Genomic DNA, 20,646 nt, shown 5'->3' with positions numbered 1-20,646 from the left:
CGCTCAGTCGGCCAGGGTGATGGCCCGGGAAGCGAGGTGCAGGGCCAGCCGGTCGTCCGGGCGGGACAGGTCCACCCCCAGCAGCTGCTCGATCCGGGCGACGCGCGCGGTGACCGTGTTGCGGTGCACGCCGAGCACCGCCGCTGTCTCGGCGATCGACGACTCGGCGTCCAGGTACACGGCCAGCGTGCGCACCAGGTCACCGGGCGCGTTGCGCAGCGGGGCGACCAGCGCGCGGGCCGCCGGTTCGAAGGTGTCCGTCCGCGTCCACTCCAGCAGCAGCTGTGCCATCCCCAGCTGGTCGACGTGCAGGAAGTGCCCCGACTCCGGCCGGGTCGCGGCCAGGCGCGCGGCGTCGGTGGCCTCGGCGATCGTCGCGGCGAGGCCGTCCGGGCGCGGGTGCGGGCGGCCGACCCCGAGATGCGCGCCGAGCGTCCGCCGCAGCGCCTTGTGCGCCGCCCGCAGCCCGGCGGCCAGCGTGCGGACGCGCTCGGCCGTCGGCTCCTGGTCGAAGGTCACCCACCCGGTCCAGCCGTCGCCGTGCTCGACGACCACCGCGGCGATCTGCTCGGCCCGCAGCGCGCGCACCACCTCGGTCGTCCGCGCCACGGTGTCCACACTGGACGCGACGCCGATGCGCAGCCCGACGTGCCAGCCGCCCAGCCGCCACCCGGCGTCGGCCGCCCGCCGACGCAGGTCCGCGCCCGGCTCGGCGTCCAGCCGCAGCAGGTCGCCGAGCAGCGCGGTGCGCGACCGGGCGTCCCGTTCCAGCTCCAGCCGGTTCGCCAGCAGCCACCGCTGCACCGCGCCGGCCGCGACCGCCAGCGCCGGCGGCACCACGTCCGCCCGCGCCGCCTCCGCGCCGGTCAGCTCGGCCGCCACCCACAGCACCGGCCCGGCCAGCAGCGCGGGGTGCGCCAGCAGCACGCCGTCGTCGAGGTCCACCCGCTGTGGCACCGGCTCGCCGACCCGGATCCGCCCCGCCGACGCCAGTTCCCCGGCCACCGGCTCACCCCGGTCGTCCAGCAACGCGACCGGCGACCGCAGCAACCCGCGCAGCGCGGTGACCACCTCCTCCGGCGAGCGCAGCCGTTCGCCGAGCGCCCGGTGCGTCGCCAGCACGAGGTTCGCCCGGTCCAGTTCCGGCGCGGCGAGCATCAGGCGGGCGTCGACGAGCAGGTCCAGCGGCCGGGCCGCCGTCACCAGCAGCGGCATCGCGAGCCGGTCGGCCAGCAGCCTGGTCGCGGTCAGCGGTTCGACCTGCGGAAGGAGCAGGCCCGCCGCGCCGCTGTCCGCCCCGCGCCGCAGCAGGGCGTCGATCTGCCAGTCCGTGCCGCGCAGTTCCCGGGCCAGCACCAGCAGCTCGCCCGGGCCGGGGCTGTCCCCGGCGTCGAGGGTGGCGCGCACCGTCTCCAGTGGACGGTCCAACCCGGATTCGCCCGCGGCGACGCGGACGCCGGCCCACGACGGGAGGGCCAGCAGGCGGCGCAGGATCATGCGAGCACCGGATCCGAGTCGATGCCGTACGCGCGCGGCTGCAGCACCGGCAGCCGTCGCGGATCGGTCCAGAACGGCGCCGCGGCGAGCTGCAGCACGTCGACCTCGATCCCGGCGCGGATCCCGTCGCAGGGCACCGGAACGCCGGTGCGGTGGTCGACCACGGCCAGCACGTCCGGCGTGGATGCCACCGGATGGCCGTCCCGCAGCGCCAGCAGGTACTCGTTCTCCATCTCCAGCCGGAGCAGCGCCCCGGTGCGGTGGTCGGTCAGCGTCGCGCTGCCGCGGCCGAACCCGGCGCGGCCGTGCGCCCCGGGACCGGGGTGCCGGGACACCTCGAGCACGCGGCCCATCGCGAGCACCCGCCCGCCGGAGGCCTCGGCGAGCCGGTCCGGCTCCGGGCCCTCCCCGGCTGCGAGCACCCGACTGCCCAGTTCCAGCGCGCCGGTGACGCTGCCCATCACCGCGCACCGCGGCAGTTCACCCGCGGGCACCGGGGCGAACGCCATCGCCGCCCACCCGCCGGAGCTGGCCAGGAACGCGCGGGCGCCGCGTTCGACCGACTCGTCCGAACCGGCCGCCAGCACCAGCACCTGACCGCCCGGCTCGGCGAGCGCGGCAGGGGCCAGCCCGCGGCCGGTCGCGGCGATGGAGAGCTGGTCCAGCCGCGGCAGCCCGCGGCCGGACAGGTCGGCGTCGGCGCACGGCAGGCCCAGCTCGACGGCGGCGACCAGCGGCATCAGCCCGTTGAGCCCGCCGATCTCGATCGACACCAGCGCGCCGGCCCGGGCGCCGGTCCAGCGCTCGATCGCCGACACCGCGGTCGCGAACTCCGCGCCGCTGGGCAGTTTCTCGGTGAAGGCGGCGGTCGCGCCGACGATCCCGACCGGCATCACCAGCGTGTTCGGATCCAGCGCGCCGGAGATGTCGGGTTCACGCCCGTGGGTGACGTGCTGGCGCAGGAGCGCCGCGGCCGTCATCGTGTCGCCGCCACCGCCCGACCCGAGCAGCGCGACGCCCCGTTCGAGCGCGGGCACGTCCGCCACGGTGATGCGCATGCTTGCCTTCATGTGCTGAGCTGGAGGTATGACCAGGGTAGACGATCCAGCCACCATGACCCCGGAACAGGCGCGGGCGGCGTTCCGCGCCGGAACCGTGGCGCCGACGTCGGGGTGGGCGACCGGTTTCACGCAGACCAACCTGATCGCGGTGCCACGCGACTGGGCCTACGACGTGCTGCTGTTCTGCCAGCGCAACCCGCAGCCGTGTCCGGTCCTCGACGTCACCGACCCGGGCAGCACCGCGACCACGCTCGCCCCCGGCGCCGACCTGAGCCGCGACCTGCCGCGGTACCGCGTGTGGCGGCACGGCGAGCTGGCCGAGGAGGTCGACGACGTCAGCGGGCTGTGGCAGGAGAACCTGGTCGCGTTTTCGATCGGCTGCAGCTTCACGTTCGAGACCGGGCTGCTCGCCGCCGGGATCCCGCTGCGGCACCTGGAGCAGGGCCGCAACGTGTCGATGTACGTGACGAACCGCGAGTGCCGGCCGGCCGGGCGGCTGCACGGACCGATGGTCGTGTCGATGCGCCCGATCCCGGCGGGCCGGGTCGACGAGGCGATCGCGATCAGCGGCGCGATGCCCGCGGTGCACGGCGCGCCGGTGCACGTCGGCGACCCCGCCGGGCTCGGGATCGCCGACCTGGCCCGCCCCGACTTCGGTGACCCGGTCGAGGCGGAACCCGGTGACGTGCCGGTGTTCTGGGCGTGCGGGGTCACCCCGCAGGCGGCGCTGATGGCGTCGAAGCCGCCGTTCGCGATCACCCACTCGCCTGGGCACATGTTCATCACCGACCGCAGGGACAGCGAGTACCGCGTGCCTACGGCAGCGCGGTGAACGGCGCCAGGAACGTGCGCGCGGACGGGGTGTCCAGGCGGTAGGTCACGTTGGTGGCGTAGCAGGGCGCGTCACCGGTGATCGTCGTGGACACCAGCGTCCGGGTGCCGCCGATCGTGGCGAAGTTCGGCCCGCCCGAGTCGCCGTAGCAGGCGCCGCCGTTGCCCTGTGGCGCGGTCATCGCCAGGCGCACCCACGTCTTGTTGAGCGCGTCGAAGGTGACCGGCGCCTTCATCCGGACCCCGCCGCCCGGGTGGGTCTGCCCGCCGGGGCCGTTGACCGCCTCCTGCGTCCCGTAGCCGGCGACCACGAACGGCGTGCCGTTCAGGCCGCGCGGACCGAGCTGGTCCAGCTGCCCGGCGGTGGGCAACTGCGCGGGGGTGAACGACCACCGTGCGGCGACCTGCTGCGCGGGCAGCTGGATGACCGCGATGTCGTGCGCGTCCGCCGAGTTGCCCGGGTAGGACGGGTCGGAGTGCGCCACGCCTTCCACCGCGACCGCCCGTGCCACCGCGGCGGGATCGCCCGGGTGCTGCTGGGCGGCGGCGTCGAGGCCGGACTGCACGTCCTGGTCGAGCGACACGTAGAACCGCACGCCGGCGGGCCAGTCGCTGGTGCAGTGCGCCGCGGTGAGGAAGGTGTCGCGGTCGACCATGGTGCCCGAGCACACCCAGTCCACCCGGTCCGGCGTGGCTGGGTTCGCGTCGTTGTCCCAGGTCGCGACGAGCGCGCCGACCTCGGTGCGCTCAGGCGCCGGGGTCGCGTTGTAGGAGTTGATGGCCGAGGCCGGGGCCGCCGTCACCAGGATCGCGGCGACGGCGGCGGCCGATGCGAGTGCTGCTCTCATCCGGGAGAGTCAACCTCACGGACGGCTGAAAAACACCCGACCAACGGCCCTACCGGAACGCGTAGCCGCCGTCCGGGTAGAGCGTCGAGCCCGTCGTGAAGGTGGCGCCGAACAGGTAGAGCACCGCGTCGGCCACTTCGGACTCGGTGCCGACGCGGTGCAGCACCGTGTCCGAGCGGTACTGCGCGAAGCTCGCCTCGCGGACGTCCGCCGGCCGCTGCGACCACAGGTTCCCGTCGATCGTGCCGGGCGCGACGACGTTGACCCGCACCGGTGCCAGTTCCACGGCCAGCCCGCGGCCGAGCCCCTCGATCGCGGCGTTGCACGCGACGTACGCGGGCGCGGGCCCGGGCGGGCGGACGCTCGCCGCCCCGGACATCAGCACCACCGAACCATCGCGCGACAGCTTCGGCGCCGCGTGCTTGACCGCGTGGTACTGGCCCCAGAACTTCGTCACGAACGGGCTCGCCGCGTCCTCGTCGGACAACTCGCGCATCGGCCCGGTCCGGTACGACGCGCCTGGGGTGAACAGGTGGTCCACCCGCGGCACGGCGCCGAAGAACTCGGCCAGCGAGTCGGAGTCCGTGTTGTCCACGACGTGCCACTGCGCGCCGATCTTCGCCGCCGCGGCCTCCAGTGTGGCCGCGGTACGGCCGCCCAGGAACACCTGCGCTCCCGCGTCGGCCGCCCGGCGGGCCACCTCGAACCCGATGCCCGAACCGCCGCCGATGATCACCACGACCCGATCCGCCAGGCTCATACCAACTCCTCCACCGGCGTGAACTCGTAGGACAACCCGAACGCGGACGGCCCGAACGTGGCCAGTGCCTCCGGTGTGCGCATCAGGTCCGGCGTCGAGATGCCGATCACCACGACCCGCTGGCCGTAGCGCAGCGTCTCGGTCGTGATCGGCTCGGCCGACTCGGACTCCAGCACGCAGATCAGGTCCGGCACCAGGCACCGCACCTCGCCGTCGACCAGTGCCAGCAGGTTCTCGTTCTGGAACAGCAGCTCCAGCTTGTGCTCGCCGTCGAACGACACCGCCTGCGCCCGCCCGCGCGCGAACCCCGCCTCGGTGCGGCGCTCCACATCGGACACCTTGCCGCGGAACAGCACCCGCAGGTTCCGGTACAGCGTGTCGCGCAACGCCTCGGACAGTGCCGCGATCGGGTCCAGGTTGTTCTCCCGCGCTTCGCGGATCGTGCGGCCCACGGTCAGCGCCAGCGACAACGTGCGCGGCACCGCGGTGCGCTTGACCTCCGCGCCGCTCATCGCATACTCGGCGATGTGCGCGACCCCGCCGAGCCGGATCGTGACGCCGCGCGCCAGCCACTCCATCCGCCGGTTGTCCGAGCCGGTGTCGATCACCGTCGTCTCGCCGCGCTCGCCGCCGATCGCCATCGGCGAACCGGGCACGCCGTAGACGCCGAAGGTCTCCATCTGCAGCTCGGGGAACGCGCGGCCCATCCCGTCCGCGTCGACCACGGGCAGGCCCAGCCGCGCGCCGACGACCAGCGGGATCATCGAGTTGATGCCGCCGCACTCGATCGGCATCGTCGCGCTCGCCCGCTTGCCCAGGTGCTTCTCCAGCGTGCGCAGCGCCAGGACGGGTTCCGCGCCGCTGGGCAGCTTCTCGTGCACGACGGTCGGCGCGCCCATCTGCGCGGTCGGCACGACCAGGTCGTGGTCGCCGACCTCGGACGGGTCGAGGACCGTGATCGGCCCGTGTTCGCGGATGGCCTGCCGCACCAGCAGCCTGCCCACGTACGGGTCGCCGCCGCCCCCGGTGCCGAGCACGGCCGCGCCCCGCGCGAGGTCTTCCAGGTGCTCCTCGGTCAGTGTCCAGCTCACGCGGGCACCCCGACCGGGTCGATGTCGTAGCCGAAGTAACGCGGCCCGGCCAGCTCGATGCCCTCCGGCGTGTGCCACCGCGGGTCCGCGGGCGCGGCGATCACCGTGACGCGCTGGCCGTACCGCAGGCCCTCGGTGGTCACCGCTTCACCCGATTCGCGGTCGAGGCAGCAGATCAGGTCCGGCACGGACGCCTGCGGGACCCCGTCCCGCTCGGCGACCAGGTGCTCGTTCTGGAACTTCAGCACCATCTCGCTGCCCGCGTCACCATCCATTCCGGACAGCTTCGCTTCACCGCGGGCGAAGCCGGTGACGGTGCGCCGGGCGACGTCGACGACCTTGCCGGTGAACAGCTTCCGGCCGCCCAGCCGCTCGACCACGCGGGCGACGGGATCGGCGTGCTCGGCCCGTGCCTGCCGCACCGCGGAGCCCAGCTCGGCACACAGGCTGAGGGTGCCCGGCACCAGCGATTCGCGGGCCTGCGTGCCGGACATCGCGTAGTTGCTGATCATCGCCGAGCAGCCCATGTCGATCGTCGCCGACCGCGCCAGCCGCTCCGCCCAGTGGTTGTCCACGGTGTCCAGCACGCCCCGATTGCCCTTCTCGTCGGCGATGGACATCGGCGTCGCGCGGATGCCGTACAGCGTGGGCAACACCATCTGCAGCTCGGGGAACGCCCGGCCCATGCCGTCGGCGTCCACCAGCGGCAGGCCCAGCTGCGCCGCCGCGACCACCGGGATCAGCGAGTTGACCCCACCGGCCTCGGCGCACGCGATGTGGGTCAGCTCCTTGCCCAGGTAGGTGGCCAGGGTGCGGGCGGCCAGCCCGACCTGCTCGGCCGAGGGCAGCTTCTCGACCATCACCGTGGGCGCGCCCATCATCGCGACGGGCAGGACCACGGCGTCGTCGCCGACCTCGTCCAGCGGCACCAGCCCGACCGGGCCGTGGTCGCGGACGGCGGAGGACGCCAGCAGGCGCCCGATGTAGGGGTCGCCACCGCCGCCGGTGCCGAGGATCGCGGCGCCGCGGGCGATGTCGTCGAGGTGGTCGATCGTGATCTCGCGCATCGTCACGCTCCCAGCTGCAGGTCGCCGACGGCCTTGACGCGGATGCGGGTGGCGTTGCCGGGCAGGTAGGGGATGGGCACCTCGTCGAAGTCGACGATCCCGACCGAGGCCGGGCTCGCCCCGGCGGCGATCGCGCGGTCCACGGCCTCCTGCTTCGCCTCCTCCACGACGGCTTCGCGGCGGCCCGGCTCGATCGCGTACACCCGGTCGACCTCGCCGCCGATCTGCGCGATGGCCGCGCCGATCGCGTTGGCGACCGCGTAGTTCTCCGGCCGGTGCACCTTGCCCGCGTCGGCCAGCTCGTCCGGCAGCAGCACCGAACCACCGCCGACCGCGACCACCGGCAGCGGCTCGGCCGAGGTGCGCATCCGCTCGACGACGTCGGAGACGTCCGCCGCGATCTTCTCCAGCGCGGCCCGCACCAGGTCGCGGTCGAGGTGGGCGACCAGGCTCGGGTCGCCGATCTCGGCGCGGCCCGCGGCCACCGCGATGTCGGTCGCGGTGAGCGTGTCGCCGCCGAAGACCAGGGCCTGCGAGGTCAGTTCGTAGCCCACCGAGTCCGGCCCGACCGTGACGTCACCCGCGCCGCCGCGGACCCGGCTGCCGCCACCGATGCCGATGGACAGCACGTCCGGCATGCGGAAGTTGGTGCGGATCCCGGCGACGCTCACGTCCGTGGTCGCCTCGCGCGGGAAGCCCTGCCGCAGCACGCCGACGTCGCTGGTCGTGCCGCCGACGTCGACCACAGCGCAGGTGTCCAAACCGGACAGCACGGCGGCGCCGCGCATCGAGTTGGTCGGGCCGGACGCGAACGTCGCCACCGGGTAGCGGCGGGCGAAGTCGACGTCCATCAGCGTGCCGTCGTTCTGGCTCAGGTACAGCGGCGCGGTGATGCCCGCGCCGGACACCGACGCCGCGAGGCCGTCCACGATGTGCGCGGCCAGCTCCCGCAGCGCGGCGTTGATGACGGTCGCGTTCTCCCGCTCCAGCAGCCCGATGCGGCCGATCTCGTGGGACAGCGAGATCGCCACGTCCGGCAGCTGGGCGGCGATGATCTCCGCCGCGCGGGCCTCGAACTCGGCGTTCACGGGGGAGAAGACCGACGTGATCGCGACACTGCGCACCCCGTGGGCGCCCATGTCCTCGGCCGCCTTGCGCAGCTCGGACTCGTCGAGCTCGGCGATGTGGCGGCCGTCGAACTCGTGCCCGCCGTGCACCAGGTAGCTGCGCCCGGACACCGCGTCGACCAGCCGCTGCGGCCAGTCCACCATCGGCGGCAGCGACGCGCCGGCGGGCAGGCTGAGCCGCACCGCGGCGGTCGGCGCGAGCCGGTGCGCCTCGACGAGGGCGTTGATGAAGTGCGTGGTGCCGATCATCACCGCCTGCACCGCGGCCGGGTCGAACGCGCGCTGCTGCTGCAGGCCGTTGATCGCGGCGACGATGCCGGAGGTGACGTCCTCGGTGGTGCTGGTCTTGATCGAGGCGAGCACCTGCCGCCCGTCCAGCAGGACCGCGTCGGTGTTGGTGCCGCCGACGTCGATGCCGATGCGCACTGGGAGATTCCTTTCGGTGGTTCTAAGCGGCGCCAGCCGCTTGCGGTGGGGCAGTCAGCTCGCACCGCGGCGGGTTCTCAGGCGTCCCCTCGCGAGGACAGCGCCGACGTGGTGAACTGGCGTTCATGAGGAGGCGATCCCACAGCGAGGGGGCGTCTGAGGTTCCGCTACCCGCACCGCCATGCAAGCCGATCACCAGGGATTTCCTCCTTAGACGGCGGGAACGGGGTCGGCGTCGGCGGTGCGGCTGCGGCCGATGCCGCGCACCAGGCCGAGCTTGCCCGCCACCACGTAGAGCACGAAGGCCACGACGAGTGAGTTGATGCTGGGCAGGCCCCACTCGACGAACTTGCCGATCAGCGCGGAGACGACCCAGACCACGATGGTGGCAGGCACCCACACCGGGGCGTCCTCGGGCACGGTTCCCTTGGCGCGCGCGGTTTCCAGCTCGCCGCGCCACTTCTTGACCACGAAGTACTCGGCCACCATGATCCCGGCGATCGGCGGGAACGCGACGCCGAGCACGGTGAGGAAGTCGCTGAACGCCCCGAGGATCCCGGCCGCCGCGAGGACGCTGCCGACGATGCCGAGCACGGCGGTGATCAGGCCGCGGTGGGCCTTGCGGCCGGACACGGTGCCGATGAAGTTCACGACGCCGAGCCCGGACGAGTACAGGTTCCAGTCGTTGATCTTGATGGTCCCGGCGATCACGATCAGCAGGCCGACCCAGCCGACCGACGACGTGACGATGGTCGTGATCTCGGCCGACTTCACCGCGTGCGCCAGGAGCACCCCGGCCATGCCGATCACGTACTCGCCGAGCGTGATGCCGACCAGGGTCTGCTTGACCACGTCCCCGGTGGTGCGGTTGAACCGCGTCATGTCCGGCGTGATCACCGCGCCGACGATGAACCCGCCCGCGACGAGTGTCGTGCCCTCCAGCAGGCTGAGCTGCGGACCTGGCGGCGCCGACGACACCAGCGCGCCGACGTCGTGGCTGGACAGCTCGGAGATGATCGACCAGCCGACCAGGATCAGGAACGCGGGCACGGTCAGGTACGCCGTCCACGCCATCGAGTGGAAGCCGCGCACCACGATCGCGGTCACGACCAGGCCGAACACCAGCGCCCACGCCCACTCCGGCAGGCCGCCGATGAGCGAGACGAGGCCCTGCGCCGACACCGCGGACTGGATGCCGAACCAGCCGATGAGGCTGATCCCGATCGCGAGCCCGATCAACGCCGACCCGCCGCGGCCGAAGCCGGTCCAGCGGGCGATCATCGAGGTCGACAGGCCTTCCCGCATGCCGATCACGCCGACGAGGATCGTGATGAGCTCGAGGATGACCGAGCCCAGGGTGAACGCGAGGAACGCCTGCCAGAAGCCCATCCCGAAACCGACGGTCGCGCCGAGCAGGAACTGCGACAGCGCGGACACCTGGCCGAATCGTTGGATCGCGACGGACCACCACGAGTAGCGGGCGCTGTCCGGGACTCTGGTGAGGGCGTAGTCGTCGACACCGACTGACGAGGCCATGCCGACCTCCTTATCCGGAGAGGAAACGGTTCCCAGCACCGTAAACAGCGCCAACGCCCCGGTCACTGTGCGAGGTGCACAGGCTCGCCGCCGCGCCTGTGCACCTCGCCCGGTCAGAGGCTCCGGACCCCGTCGAGCAGCCGGTCGACCTCGGCGGCCGTCGTGTAGGGCGCGATGCCGGCCCGGACCGCTCCGGTGTCGCCCAGCCCCAGGTGGCGGGAGCATTCCAGCGCGTAGAAGCTGCCCGCGGGCGCGTTCACGCCCTGCGCGCCGAGCCGCTCGTAGACCACCTGCGACGGCACGCCCTCGACGGAGAACAGGACGGTGGGCGTGCGCCGCCGGGTGGGGGAGCCGTACCGGGTCACGCCGGGGATGTCCGCGAGGCCCGCGTCGAGCCGGTCGAGCAGGGCCTGCTCGTGCTCCTCCAGCTCGGTCAGCGACCGCAGCAGCCGCTGCCGCCGGGTGCCGTCGCCGGGCACCAGGTCCGCGAGGAAGTCGATCGCCGCGGTGGTGCCGGCGAGCAGTTCGTACGGCAGCGTGCCCAGCTCGAACCGCTCCGGCACGGCGTTCGTCGACGGCGCCAGCTTGTCCGGGTGCAGGGTCTCCAGCAGCTCGGGTGCGGCCGCGACCAGACCGAGGTGCGGGCCGAGGAACTTGTACGGCGAGCAGCCGTAGAAGTCCGCGCCCAGCGCCGTGACGTCGACCGGCGCGTGCGGCGTGAGGTGCACACCGTCCACGTAGAGCAGCGCTGGGGTTTCGTGCACCGCCGCGGCGATCGCCGGGATGTCCGGGCGCGTGCCGAGCAGGTTGGACGCCGCGGTCACCGCGACCAGGCGGGTGCGGTCCGACAGCAACCCGGTCACGGCCCCGACCGGCAGCTCACCGGTCGCCGGGTCGAAGTCCGCCCACCGCACCGCGACCCCGCGCGCCTCCGCCGCCTGCACCCACGGGCGGATGTTCGCGTCGTGGTCGAGGCGGGTCACCACGACCTCGTCGCCGGGCTGCCAGGTCTTCGCCAGCGCGCGGGAGAAGTCGTAGGTCAGCTGGGTCATGCTGCGCCCGAACACGACGCCGCCGGGCTGGGCGCCGAGCAGATCGGCGGCGGCCCGGCGCGCCTCGGCGACGATGGCGTCGGCGCGACGCTCGGCCGCGGTGACCGAGCCGCGGTTGGCGATCGCGGCGCACAGCGTCCTGGCGACGGCCTCGCCGACCACGTCCGGCACCTGCGAGCCGCCGGGGCCGTCGAAGTGCGCCGTGCCCTCGTCGAGCGCGGGGAAGTGCTTGCGTACTGCGGTTACGTCATAGGCCACGCGGCCCAGCATGCCTCACGAACCGGCGAACGTGCGCCGGTAGTCGTGCGGGGACACCCCGATCACCCGGTGGAAGTGGTGCCGGAGCAGGGCTCCCGTGCTGAACCCGCACTCGCGGGCGATCTCCTCGATGCTCAGCCGCGTGGTCTCCAGCAGGGTGCGGGCGTGCAGGACGCGTTGCGTGGTCAGCCACTTCACCGGCGTGGTTCCGGTTTCCGCGGCGAACCGGCGGGCGAAGGTCCGCTCCGACATCTGGGCGCGCCGCGCCAGCGCCGGCACCGTGTGCTCCTCGGCGAGGTTCTCGACCATCCACGTCAGCACCGGTTCCAGACTGTCCGCAGTGGACTCCGGCATCGGCAGCTCGACGAACTGACGCTGACCGCCGTCGCGCTGCGGGGGCACGACCATGCGGCGGGCGATCGCGGTGGCCACCGCCGAACCCAGCTCGCGGCGGACGAGGTGCAGGCTCGCGTCGATCCCGGCCGCGGTGCCCGCGCTGGTGATGATGTCGCCGTCGTCGACGAACAGCACGTCCGGATCGAGGATCGCCTCGGGGAACCGCTGCTTGAAGTCCTCGATGTGCTTCCAGTGCGTGGTGCACGGGCGGCCGTTGAGCAGGCCGGTGGCGCCGAGCAGGAACGCGCCGCTGCAGACGGTCAGGAGGGTGGCGCCGTTCGCATGGGCCCGTCGGATGGCGTCCAGCACGGCGGGCGGGTAGTCGTCGCGGACGGCGGCCGCCGGGATGGCGACCAGGTCGGCGCCGTCGAGCCCGTCGAGGCCGTGTTCGGGGATGAACTGCACACCGACGCCCGCCCGGATGGGTTCGCCCGGCCGTTCGCCGCACACGCGGAACTCGATGGGCGGCACGCCGTCCTCGGTCCGGTCGATGCCGAAGACCTCGCAGACGACGCCGAACTCGAAGACGGCGGCGCGATCGACCAGCACGGCGGCCACAGTGCGGAGCATCCCGTCAGAGTAGCTGGCAGAATTTTGCCGGACAAGGACCGTTCTGCCACTTCTGGCAGCTTCTGGCGCAGCGAATAATTTCTGCCATGACCGAATTGCTGATGTTCCTCCTGCTCATCGCCCTGATCGTGTGGGGCCTGAACCGCAACCACCGCCGTCAGGCGCCGTCGCGGATGTTCGGCAGTTTCGACATCGAAGACCGCGACGCGCTCCGGATCCGCGGCGAGGTGGCCGCCCGCCGGCTGGAGGCCGCGCGCCCGGAGATCCGGACCGCCACGGCTCCGCGGACTCGTCACCACCTTTCCCGCGCCTGACCGCCACCTAGACTGGGCACGACCTCGACGCCGAGGAGGACGCGTGCCCGAGCTGAGCCTGGCCGACACCAACGGCATCCTGCGCCAGCCGTGGATCCACCCGGCCCGCTCCAGCGCGGGCCTCGGGTGGGACCGGCTCTACGTCTCGACTCAGGCCGAAGCGCCCTACCGCGCGAGCTTCGACGCGGCGGGCACCCACCTGGTGATCCTGCACCTCGACGGCCCGGTGACCGTGCGCCGCGGGCGGCACCAGGTGGCGCACATCCCCGCCGGCGGGCTGTTCCTCCACCCCGCCGGGCGCGATCTCACCGTCGAACTCGGCGGGAAGCTGCGGACCGTGCACGCCTACCTGCCCGACTCGGTGCTGCACGAGGCGGCCGGTGGCCCGGTCGGCCTCGGTGAGGAGGTCGTGGTCGCCGATCCGCTGGCCGAGCAGGTGATGCTGGGCCTGGACGGCGTGCTGCGGCAGTGGACGCCGACGGCCCGGACCTACGTCGACCACCTCGCCGGGCTACTGGCCGCGCACCTCGCGCACCGCTACGGGACGGCCGTGGAACCGGAGTCGGCCGCGCTGTCCCGGACCCAGCTTGCCGCCGTGCGCGAGCTCATGGGGCAGCGGCTCGCGGAACCGCTGCCGCTGGCGGACCTCGCGGCCGTCGCCGCGCTGAGCGTCAGCCAGTTCACCCGCCGGTTCAAGGCCGCGACCGGCGAGACCCCGCACCGGTACCTGATGCGCCTGCGCGTCGAGCACGCGTGCCGGCTGTTGCGTGGCAGCACGCTGCCGATCCCGGAGGTCGCCGTGCGGTGCGGGTTCTCCCACCAGGAGCACCTGACCAGGGTGATGCGCGGCCGGCTGGGCACTACACCCGCCGCGTACCGAAGGGATCACCCCTAGTACGAAGATCGTTCACGTCCTGGACAGCACCGGCGGGTGAGATCCTCGTGTGATCCGCACCCTCCTGGCCGCCGCGATGGCCGGCTCCCTCCTCGTCGCGCCGCCCGCTGACGCGGCGCCCGCCAAGGTCACCGATCCCGCCCGCTACGTCGACCCGCTCATCGGTTCCGCGGGCGGCGGCAACACCTATCCCGGGGCGGTGCGGCCCTTCGGGATGATCTCGTGGAGCCCGACCACCACGGCAGGCGACCAGACGAACGCCGCAGGCGCCAACGGTTACGCCTACAACACCCCGCGCGTGCGGGGTTTCGCCCTGACCCACGTCAACGGCGCCGGCTGCCACCCCGGCGCCGCCGGTGACGTGCCGATCATGCCGTTCGCCGGGGACGTGACGTCCTCGCCGACCGCCGACACGCGGGACGAGATCTACGCGAGCAACTTCAGCCACGACAACGAGCTCGCCGAACCCGGGCACTACCGCGTCGGTCTCGACTCGGGCGCCACCGCCGACCTGGCCGTCACCACCCGGGCCGGTGTCGGCGAGTTCACCTTCCCCGCGGGCAAGACCGCGAACCTGCTGTTCCGGGTGTCCAACTCGCTCAACGGCAGCGAGGACGCCGAGATCACCATCGACCCGGCCACCCGCACCGTCACCGGTTCCGTGCTGACCGGCGCGTTCTGCGGCCGCCGCGCCAACGGCGGGATCAACAACCGCAAGAGCTACTACCGCCTGTACTTCGTGGCGTCGTTCGACAAGGCGTTCTCCGGCACCGGCACGTGGGTGAACGACCAGCTGCGGCCCGGCACGACGACCGCGGGCGGCGGCGAGGGCTACGCGACCGGCGCCGACCGCGCGGGCCGCGGATCGGGCGGGTACGTCAGCTTCGCGGACACCGACGTGACGATGAAGGTCGGCATCTCCTACACGAGCCTCGACGCGGCGCGGAAGAACCTGTCCGCCGAGGTCAAGCCGAAGGACGACGTCGAGTCGGTGGCCGCGGACGCGCGGGAGGCGTGGTCGAAGCAGCTGCGGTCGATCGAGATCGCGGGCGGCACCGAGGACCAGCGCACCACGTTCTACACCGCGCTCTACCACTCGTTCCTGCAGCCGAACATCGCCAGCGACGTCGACGGCACCTACCTGGGCAGCGACTTCGCGGTGCACCGGCTCGCGCGCGGGCAGCGGGCGCAGTACGGCAACTTCTCCGGCTGGGACCAGTACCGGGCGCACACGCAGCTGCTCGCGCTGCTGGAGCCCGGGGTTGCGGGGGATTTCGCGCAGTCGCTGTACAACCTGGCGCAGCAGAACGGCGGCGTGTGGGACCGGTGGGTGCACGTCAACGGCCCGACGCACGTCATGACCGGCGACCCGTCCGCGCCGACGCTGGCCGGCTTCTACGCGATGGGTGTGCGGAACTTCGACGTGCGTGGCGCGTTCGACTCGCTGGTGCGCCAGGCGACGGTGCCGCACCCGTCCGGCTTGTCGGACGCGGGTTGCCCCGGTCAGTGCGAGGGGCAGCGGCCGAACCTGGCGGAGTACGAGCGGCTCGGTTACGCGCCGCAGGACACCTGTCACTGCTGGGGCGGCGCGGCCGAGACGCTGGAGGACGCGACCGCTGATTTCGCCTTGGCGGACTGGGCGTCGCGGCTGGGGCGCGGCGCCGAGTACCGCGAGCTGATGCCGCGGGCGAGCTGGTGGCGCAACACGTTCAACCCGGCGGCCACCCCGGAGGGCGGTTACCAGCAGGCCCGGCTCGCGAACGGCAACTGGGTGGGCCCGTTCTCGGCGACTTCGGATGTGGGCTTCGCGCAGGGCACCAGCGCGACGTACACGTGGATGGTGCAGCACGACGTGTCCGGCCTGGCGGCGGCGATGGGCGGCCCGTCGGTGGCGGCGGCACGGCTCGACGGGTTCTTCCACCGCCCCGACGGTTCGTGGGCCACGGGCGGCGACGGTTTCCGCTACGACCCGACGAACGAGCCCGGCATCCACACGCCGTGGCTGTACAACGGGTTGGGGCAGCCGTGGAAGACGCAGGAGACGGTCCGGGCGATGGCCTCCTTGGTGTACCGGACGGGCTCGAGCGGCCTGCCCGGCAACGATGACCTGGGCACCATGTCAGCGTGGTATGTGTTCGCCGCGCTGGGCATGTACCCGCAGACGCCGAGCCGCGCGGAGATGCTGTTGTCCAGCCCGATGTTCGCAAAGGCCTGGATCAAGCGCGACGACGGCCCGACGATCACGGTGAGCGCCCCAGAAGCTTCGGCGACGAACATCTACGTGCAGTCGGCATCGGTGAACGGCAAGGCGACCGACAGGTCATGGTTGCCGGAGTCGGTGATCAACGGAGGCGGCTCGATCACAGTGACAGTCGGCGCCACACCGAACACCACGTGGGGCAAGGACCTCCCAGTGGACCACCACTAACAAACCGCCACCCGGCAACGAAAAGCAAGCGACTACCCCAACCAGACCTCCCCCACCAGCGACACGCAAGCCGGCAACGCAAAGCAAGCGACTACCCCAACCAGACCTCCCCCACCCGAAAACGCAAGCCGGCAACGCAACAGCACCGACCATCGAACCAGACCTCCCCCGCCCCCGATCCACAGCCGATCTTTAGTCGCCGACCAGGCGTGTCAAGGTACGCTTTCCCGCCTTGACACGCCTGCTCGGCGACTGAAACACAATCAGGCATCGGGGGCGGGGGTGGTCGTAAGGTGACCTTTCGAGCGCCGTGAGGCGCTTTCCGCGCGTCAGCGCGGCTTTAAAGATCAAAAGAGTCCTCGCCGGACGGGCAGGCTCCGGGATGACCAGGGGACCGTTGTCGTCTCACCTCGGGTGGGTGGTCGCTGGGTGGTCATCCCGTCGCCTTCCGGTTTGTGCATATCACCTTGAGCCAGGGCCGCAAGGTTGGCATATCCGGCCTGCGGTGAGCACGGAGGTTGCGGCCCTGGCTCAAGGTGATCGTCCGGTGTCAGGCGACGGGATGACCACCCAGCTCGGGTTGGGTTCAAAGATCAAAGAGCCGCTTCGCGCCTCTTTTGTGCCGAAGAACGCGCATTCCGTGCAGGCGACCGCCCCCAGCACCGCCGATACTGGTCAACACGTCGGTGTCAAGGGAGTGGAGCGCGATGCGGGGCTTCGTCTACTCGGCTCATCCGGTTCGGGTCGTGTTCGGCTCGGGGACGGTGGCTCAGGTGCGCGAGGAGGTGGCGCGGCTGGGTGGCAAGCGGGTGTTGTTGCTGTCCGGGCCGTCCGTGCGTGATGCCGCCCAGCCGGTGCGGGACGCCCTCGGGTCGCTGCTCGCCGCGGAGTTCGACGGCGCCGCCATGCACACGCCTGTCGAGGTCACCGGGCAGGCTCTCGAAGTGCTGGCCGATCACGAGGCGGACTGCCTGGTCGCGATCGGCGGCGGCTCCACCACCGGGCTGGCCAAGGCGCTCGCCGTGCGCACCGACCTGCCGCAGGTCATCTTGCCGACCACCTACGCGGGCTCCGAGGTCACGCCGGTGCTTGGCGAGACCGAGAACGGCCGCAAGACCACCCGGTCCTCACCCGCGATCCTGCCCGAGACGGTCATCTACGACGTGGACCTGACCCTCGGGCTGCCCGTCGCCGTCTCGGTCACCAGCGGTGTCAACGCGATGGCCCACGCGGTCGAGGCCCTGTACGCACCGCAGGCGAACCCGATCGTCGACGGGATGGCCCTGGACGCGATCACCCGCATCGCCCGGTCGCTGCCCGTCCTCGTCGACGATCCGTCCGATCTGGACGCTCGGGCCGACCTCCTGCAGGCCGCGTGGCTCGCCGGCACCTGCCTGGCCACCGTCGGGATGGGCCTGCACCACAAACTCTGCCACACCCTCGGCGGCTCCTTCGACCTGCCGCACGCCGAGACACACACGGTGATCCTCCCGCACGCCATGGCCTACAACGCCCCGGCCGCGACCGAGGTCATGACCCGCATCGCGGCGGCTCTTGGCGCCACCGACGCGCCCAGCGGCGTGCACGACCTCGTCGTCCGCTGCGGCGGGCCGACGTCGCTGCGGGAGCTGGGCATGAGCCTCGACGACGTCCCGCACGCGGCCGAACTCGCCACCGCCAAGCCGTACCCGAACCCGCGCGAGCTGACCCGAGAGGGCATCGAGGACCTCCTGCGGCAGGCGTGGCACGGCACCCGCCCCGGCGGCGGACGCGCCGTGCCCGACCTGGGCTGGCTCACCCGGCAGGTCGTCGCCAGCTTCGACCAGACGCCGGACCCGCGTGCGAAACAGCTGGTCACGGACCTCGTCCGGCACCTGCATCACTACGTCACCGCGAACGACGTCACCCAGGACGAATGGCAGTACGCCATCGACTTCCTGACCCGCGCCGGCCACATCACCACCGACACGCGGCAGGAGTTCGTGCTGCTCTCCGACGTGCTCGGGGTGTCCAGCGCGGTCGACGTCCTGACCAACTCGCGTACCCCGGACACCACACCCTCGGCGGTGCTCGGCCCGTTCTACGTCGAGGGTCCGCCCGCCGCCGAGCACGGCAGCGACATCTCCGGTGGCCTGCCGGGAACGCCGATGTGGGCCGACATCCGCGTCACCGGCCCGGACGGCGAGCCCGTCCCGGACGCCGTCGTCGACGTCTGGCAGTCCAACGAGGACGGCTACTACGACGTCCAGCTGCCCGACCTCGACGGGCCGGTCCTGCGGGCCCGCTTCCGCAGCGACGCCGACGGCCGCGTGCGGTTCTGGTCGATCCTGCCCAAGGAGTACCCGATCCCGGAGGACGGTCCGGTCGGGCAGATGCTCGCGGCCACCGGACGGCACCCGTGGCGGGCGCCGCACGTGCACTTCATGATCAACGCGCCGGGTCACCAGCAGCTCATCACGCAGCTGTTCGTGCGGGGCGGGCCGTACCTGGACGCCTCGTCCGGGCGCGGCGACACCGTCTTCGGCGTCAAGGACTCCCTCGTCGTGGACTTCGTCCCGCGGCACGGCCCCACCCCGGACGGACGGGTCGTCGACGGCGAGTGGCGGTTGCTCGAATTCACCTTCCGCATCGCGCGCTAGGAGTTCCCATGCAGACCTACGACACCGACGTCCTGGTCGTGGGCAGCGGTCCCGCGGGCGGATCGGCGGCACTGCTGCTGGCCGGTTATGGCGTGGACACGCTGCTCGTCAGCAAGTACGGCTGGGTCGCGAACACCCCGCGCGCCCACATCACCAACCAGCGCACGCTGGAGGTGCTGCGGGACGCCGGAGTCGAGAAGGAGGCGCTCGCCGCGGGCACCCCGCAGGAACTGATGGGCGACACCGTGTTGTGCACGTCGCTGGCCGGTGACGAGATCGGCCGCATCCGCACGTGGGGCACCGGGCCGCGGTCGCTCAGCGAATACGCGGCGGCCAGCCCGTGCGGCATGATCGACCTGCCGCAGACCTACCTGGAACCCATCCTGATCGGCAACGCCGCGGCCCGCGGCGCGAAGGTGCGGTTCGACACCGAATTCCTGTCCCTGGAACAGGACGCGGACGGCGTGACCGCGCGGCTGCTCGACCGGGTGCGGGGCGACGAGTTCACCGTGCGCGCGCGATACCTGATCGGCGCGGATGGCGGGCGCAGCCTGGTGGCCGAGCAGATCGGGCTGCCGATCGCCGGGCAGAGCGGCAAGGCCGGGAGCATGAACATCGTGTTCCGGGCCGACCTGTCGCGGCACGTCGCGCACCGGCCGAGCGTGCTGTACTGGGTGATGCGGCCCGGCGCGCACCTCGGCGGCATCGGGATGGGGCTGGTGCGGATGGTGCGGCCGTGGGACGAATGGCTGCTGACCTGGGGTTACGACATCGACCAGCCGCCGCCGGAGGTCGACGAGGCGACCGCGCGGGACATCGTGCACGACCTGGTCGGCGACCCCTCGGTCGACGTCGAGATCACCTCGACTTCACTGTGGACGGTCAACCACTCTTACGCAACCGAGTATTCGCGCGGCCGGGTGTTCTGTGCGGGTGACGCGGTGCACCGGCACCCGCCGTCGAACGGGCTCGGGTCGAACACGTCCATTCAGGACTCCTACAACCTGGCGTGGAAGCTGGCGATGGTGCTGCGCGGCGAGGCGGGGCCGGGCCTGCTCGACACGTACACGGCGGAGCGGGCACCGGTGGGCAGGCAGATCGTGGACCGCGCGAACCTGAGCCGCGACCAGTTCGGGCCGATCTTCGCCGCGCTGGGCATCGCCGGTGGTGGCGACGACGAGGGCATCGTGGCCGGGCTGGCGGCGTGCCGGGCGGCCGATGCGGAGGGCGTCAAGCGGCGGCAGGCGCTGCACGAGGCGATCGAGCTGAAGAACTACGAGTTCAACGCGCACGGCGTCGAGCTGAACCAGCGGTACTCGTCGGGAGCGGTGATCCCGGACGACGCTCCGCCGGAGGTGTGGGAGCGGGATCCGGAGCTGTTCCATCAGCCCTCGACCAGGCCCGGGTCGAAGTTGCCGCACGCGTGGCTGGTGGACGAGCACGGCGAGCGTCTGTCTACTTTGGATCTGGTTGGCGAGGGTGAATTCACCGTGGTGACCGGTCTTGCCGGCGGTGCCTGGGTTTCCGCCGCTGAGGAGCTGTCGCTGCGCGCGGTGCGGATCGGTGATGCCGGTGCGCGTGATGCCTACGGTGACTGGCGCCGGGTGTCGGACCTCGACGAGGCCGGTTGCCTCCTGGTTCGTCCGGATGGTCACGTGGCCTGGCGATCCGTGTCCGATGTGCCGTCCGGGCATGTCGGGGTTCTCCGTGACGTGCTGAACCGGGTGCTGCACCGTCAATTTTCCCCCAATTAGCCACGATCGGGTGAATGCGCCGGGGGCGGGACTGTCTTTTTGTCGGTGCCGCCCTGCATAGTCGATCGCACAGCGACCCGAACTCCGAGGGGGAGA

Annotated in this window: 16 protein-coding genes; 6 read left to right on the top strand and 10 right to left on the bottom strand. The window is 72.2% G+C overall.

The features are described 5' to 3' along the window. Positions 1–3: 3 nt before the first annotated feature. Together AMYTH_RS0121780 and AMYTH_RS0121775 are read right to left on the bottom strand one after the other, a co-directional pair. The gene (locus AMYTH_RS0121780; protein ID WP_027932101.1) at positions 4–1,497 is read right to left on the bottom strand and encodes a helix-turn-helix domain-containing protein; all 1,494 of its coding nucleotides are present in this window, start codon (positions 1,495–1,497) and stop codon (positions 4–6) included. Then, on the bottom strand, positions 1,494–2,555 hold the full coding sequence (locus AMYTH_RS0121775; RefSeq protein ID WP_027932100.1) for a DUF917 domain-containing protein: 1,062 nt from the start codon (positions 2,553–2,555) through the stop codon (positions 1,494–1,496). The genes AMYTH_RS0121780 and AMYTH_RS0121775 overlap by 4 nt, the downstream gene beginning before the upstream one ends. A gap of 55 nt (positions 2,556–2,610) precedes the next feature. On the opposite strand from AMYTH_RS0121775, the gene AMYTH_RS0121770 reads away from it, so the two are divergent. Next, positions 2,611–3,390: a putative hydro-lyase gene (locus tag AMYTH_RS0121770; protein ID WP_209440874.1), complete on the top strand. Its 780-nt coding sequence runs from the start codon at positions 2,611–2,613 to the stop codon at positions 3,388–3,390. Here the strand turns inward: AMYTH_RS0121770 and AMYTH_RS0121765 are convergent. The 8 genes from AMYTH_RS0121765 to AMYTH_RS0121730 form a co-directional block, all read right to left on the bottom strand. Then, positions 3,374–4,237: a trypsin-like serine protease gene (locus tag AMYTH_RS0121765; RefSeq protein ID WP_027932098.1), complete on the bottom strand. Its 864-nt coding sequence runs from the start codon at positions 4,235–4,237 to the stop codon at positions 3,374–3,376. The two genes, AMYTH_RS0121770 and AMYTH_RS0121765, sit on opposite strands and share 17 nt — an antisense overlap. 49 nt (positions 4,238–4,286) lie before the next feature. Then, on the bottom strand, positions 4,287–4,997 hold the full coding sequence (locus tag AMYTH_RS0121760) for an SDR family oxidoreductase (RefSeq protein ID WP_027932097.1): 711 nt from the start codon (positions 4,995–4,997) through the stop codon (positions 4,287–4,289). After that, positions 4,994–6,088: a DUF917 domain-containing protein gene (locus AMYTH_RS0121755; protein WP_027932096.1), complete on the bottom strand. Its 1,095-nt coding sequence runs from the start codon at positions 6,086–6,088 to the stop codon at positions 4,994–4,996. The genes AMYTH_RS0121760 and AMYTH_RS0121755 overlap by 4 nt, the downstream gene beginning before the upstream one ends. Further along, positions 6,085–7,161: a DUF917 domain-containing protein gene (locus tag AMYTH_RS0121750; RefSeq protein ID WP_027932095.1), complete on the bottom strand. Its 1,077-nt coding sequence runs from the start codon at positions 7,159–7,161 to the stop codon at positions 6,085–6,087. Before AMYTH_RS0121750 ends, AMYTH_RS0121755 begins: the two co-directional genes overlap by 4 nt. Beyond that, the gene (locus AMYTH_RS0121745; RefSeq protein WP_027932094.1) at positions 7,158–8,708 is read right to left on the bottom strand and encodes a hydantoinase/oxoprolinase N-terminal domain-containing protein; all 1,551 of its coding nucleotides are present in this window, start codon (positions 8,706–8,708) and stop codon (positions 7,158–7,160) included. Before AMYTH_RS0121745 ends, AMYTH_RS0121750 begins: the two co-directional genes overlap by 4 nt. Positions 8,709–8,918: 210 nt before the next feature. Further along, a complete protein-coding gene (locus tag AMYTH_RS0121740; protein ID WP_027932093.1) occupies positions 8,919–10,244 on the bottom strand; it encodes a purine-cytosine permease family protein in 1,326 nt (441 codons plus the stop codon). A 113-nt stretch (positions 10,245–10,357) separates the two neighbouring features. Next, positions 10,358–11,554 carry a cysteine desulfurase-like protein gene (locus tag AMYTH_RS0121735; RefSeq protein WP_027932092.1) on the bottom strand — a complete coding sequence of 399 codons (1,197 nt, stop codon included), beginning with the start codon at positions 11,552–11,554 and terminating at the stop codon, positions 10,358–10,360. A gap of 15 nt (positions 11,555–11,569) precedes the next feature. Further along, positions 11,570–12,520, bottom strand: coding sequence for a GlxA family transcriptional regulator (locus AMYTH_RS0121730; RefSeq protein WP_027932091.1), 951 nt, complete (start codon positions 12,518–12,520; stop codon positions 11,570–11,572). An 86-nt stretch (positions 12,521–12,606) separates the two neighbouring features. Between AMYTH_RS0121730 and AMYTH_RS0121725 the strand changes: the two genes are divergently transcribed. From AMYTH_RS0121725 to AMYTH_RS0121705, 5 genes are all read left to right on the top strand, one after another. Next, complete coding sequence (locus tag AMYTH_RS0121725; protein WP_027932090.1) at positions 12,607–12,834, top strand: hypothetical protein; 228 nt, start codon at positions 12,607–12,609, stop codon at positions 12,832–12,834. A gap of 43 nt (positions 12,835–12,877) precedes the next feature. After that, on the top strand, positions 12,878–13,729 hold the full coding sequence (locus AMYTH_RS0121720; RefSeq protein ID WP_027932089.1) for an AraC family transcriptional regulator: 852 nt from the start codon (positions 12,878–12,880) through the stop codon (positions 13,727–13,729). Positions 13,730–13,778: 49 nt separating this feature from the next. Further along, complete coding sequence (locus AMYTH_RS0121715; RefSeq protein WP_027932088.1) at positions 13,779–16,157, top strand: GH92 family glycosyl hydrolase; 2,379 nt, start codon at positions 13,779–13,781, stop codon at positions 16,155–16,157. Between the two features lie 707 nt (positions 16,158–16,864). Continuing rightward, positions 16,865–18,796 (top strand): maleylacetate reductase and hydroxyquinol 1,2-dioxygenase domain-containing protein, encoded by a 1,932-nt coding sequence (locus AMYTH_RS0121710; protein WP_027932087.1) that lies wholly within the window; start codon positions 16,865–16,867, stop codon positions 18,794–18,796. Between the two features lie 8 nt (positions 18,797–18,804). After that, entirely contained in the window at positions 18,805–20,550 is a 1,746-nt protein-coding gene (locus tag AMYTH_RS0121705; RefSeq protein ID WP_027932086.1) for an FAD-dependent oxidoreductase, read from the top strand. Positions 20,551–20,646: the final 96 nt, after the last annotated feature.

It is taken from the genome of Amycolatopsis thermoflava N1165 (genome assembly GCF_000473265.1).
Classification (GTDB): domain Bacteria; phylum Actinomycetota; class Actinomycetes; order Mycobacteriales; family Pseudonocardiaceae; genus Amycolatopsis_E; species Amycolatopsis_E thermoflava.
This window is presented reverse-complemented; position numbering and strand designations above follow the sequence as displayed.

What these genes read in the sequence shown, in the direction of transcription:
- AMYTH_RS0121730 (WP_027932091.1), bottom strand. Translation starts at nt 12,520, where the DNA reads ATGCTCCGCACTGTGGCCGCCGTGCTGGTCGATCGCGCCGCCGTCTTC.
- AMYTH_RS0121725 (WP_027932090.1), top strand. Translation starts at nt 12,607, where the DNA reads ATGACCGAATTGCTGATGTTCCTCCTGCTCATCGCCCTGATCGTGTGG.
- AMYTH_RS0121760 (WP_027932097.1), bottom strand. Translation starts at nt 4,997, where the DNA reads ATGAGCCTGGCGGATCGGGTCGTGGTGATCATCGGCGGCGGTTCGGGC.
- AMYTH_RS0121770 (WP_209440874.1), top strand. Translation starts at nt 2,611, where the DNA reads ATGACCCCGGAACAGGCGCGGGCGGCGTTCCGCGCCGGAACCGTGGCG.
- AMYTH_RS0121740 (WP_027932093.1), bottom strand. Translation starts at nt 10,244, where the DNA reads ATGGCCTCGTCAGTCGGTGTCGACGACTACGCCCTCACCAGAGTCCCG.
- AMYTH_RS0121775 (WP_027932100.1), bottom strand. Translation starts at nt 2,555, where the DNA reads ATGCGCATCACCGTGGCGGACGTGCCCGCGCTCGAACGGGGCGTCGCG.
- AMYTH_RS0121710 (WP_027932087.1), top strand. Translation starts at nt 16,865, where the DNA reads ATGCGGGGCTTCGTCTACTCGGCTCATCCGGTTCGGGTCGTGTTCGGC.
- AMYTH_RS0121705 (WP_027932086.1), top strand. Translation starts at nt 18,805, where the DNA reads ATGCAGACCTACGACACCGACGTCCTGGTCGTGGGCAGCGGTCCCGCG.
- AMYTH_RS0121780 (WP_027932101.1), bottom strand. Translation starts at nt 1,497, where the DNA reads ATGATCCTGCGCCGCCTGCTGGCCCTCCCGTCGTGGGCCGGCGTCCGC.
- AMYTH_RS0121765 (WP_027932098.1), bottom strand. Translation starts at nt 4,237, where the DNA reads ATGAGAGCAGCACTCGCATCGGCCGCCGCCGTCGCCGCGATCCTGGTG.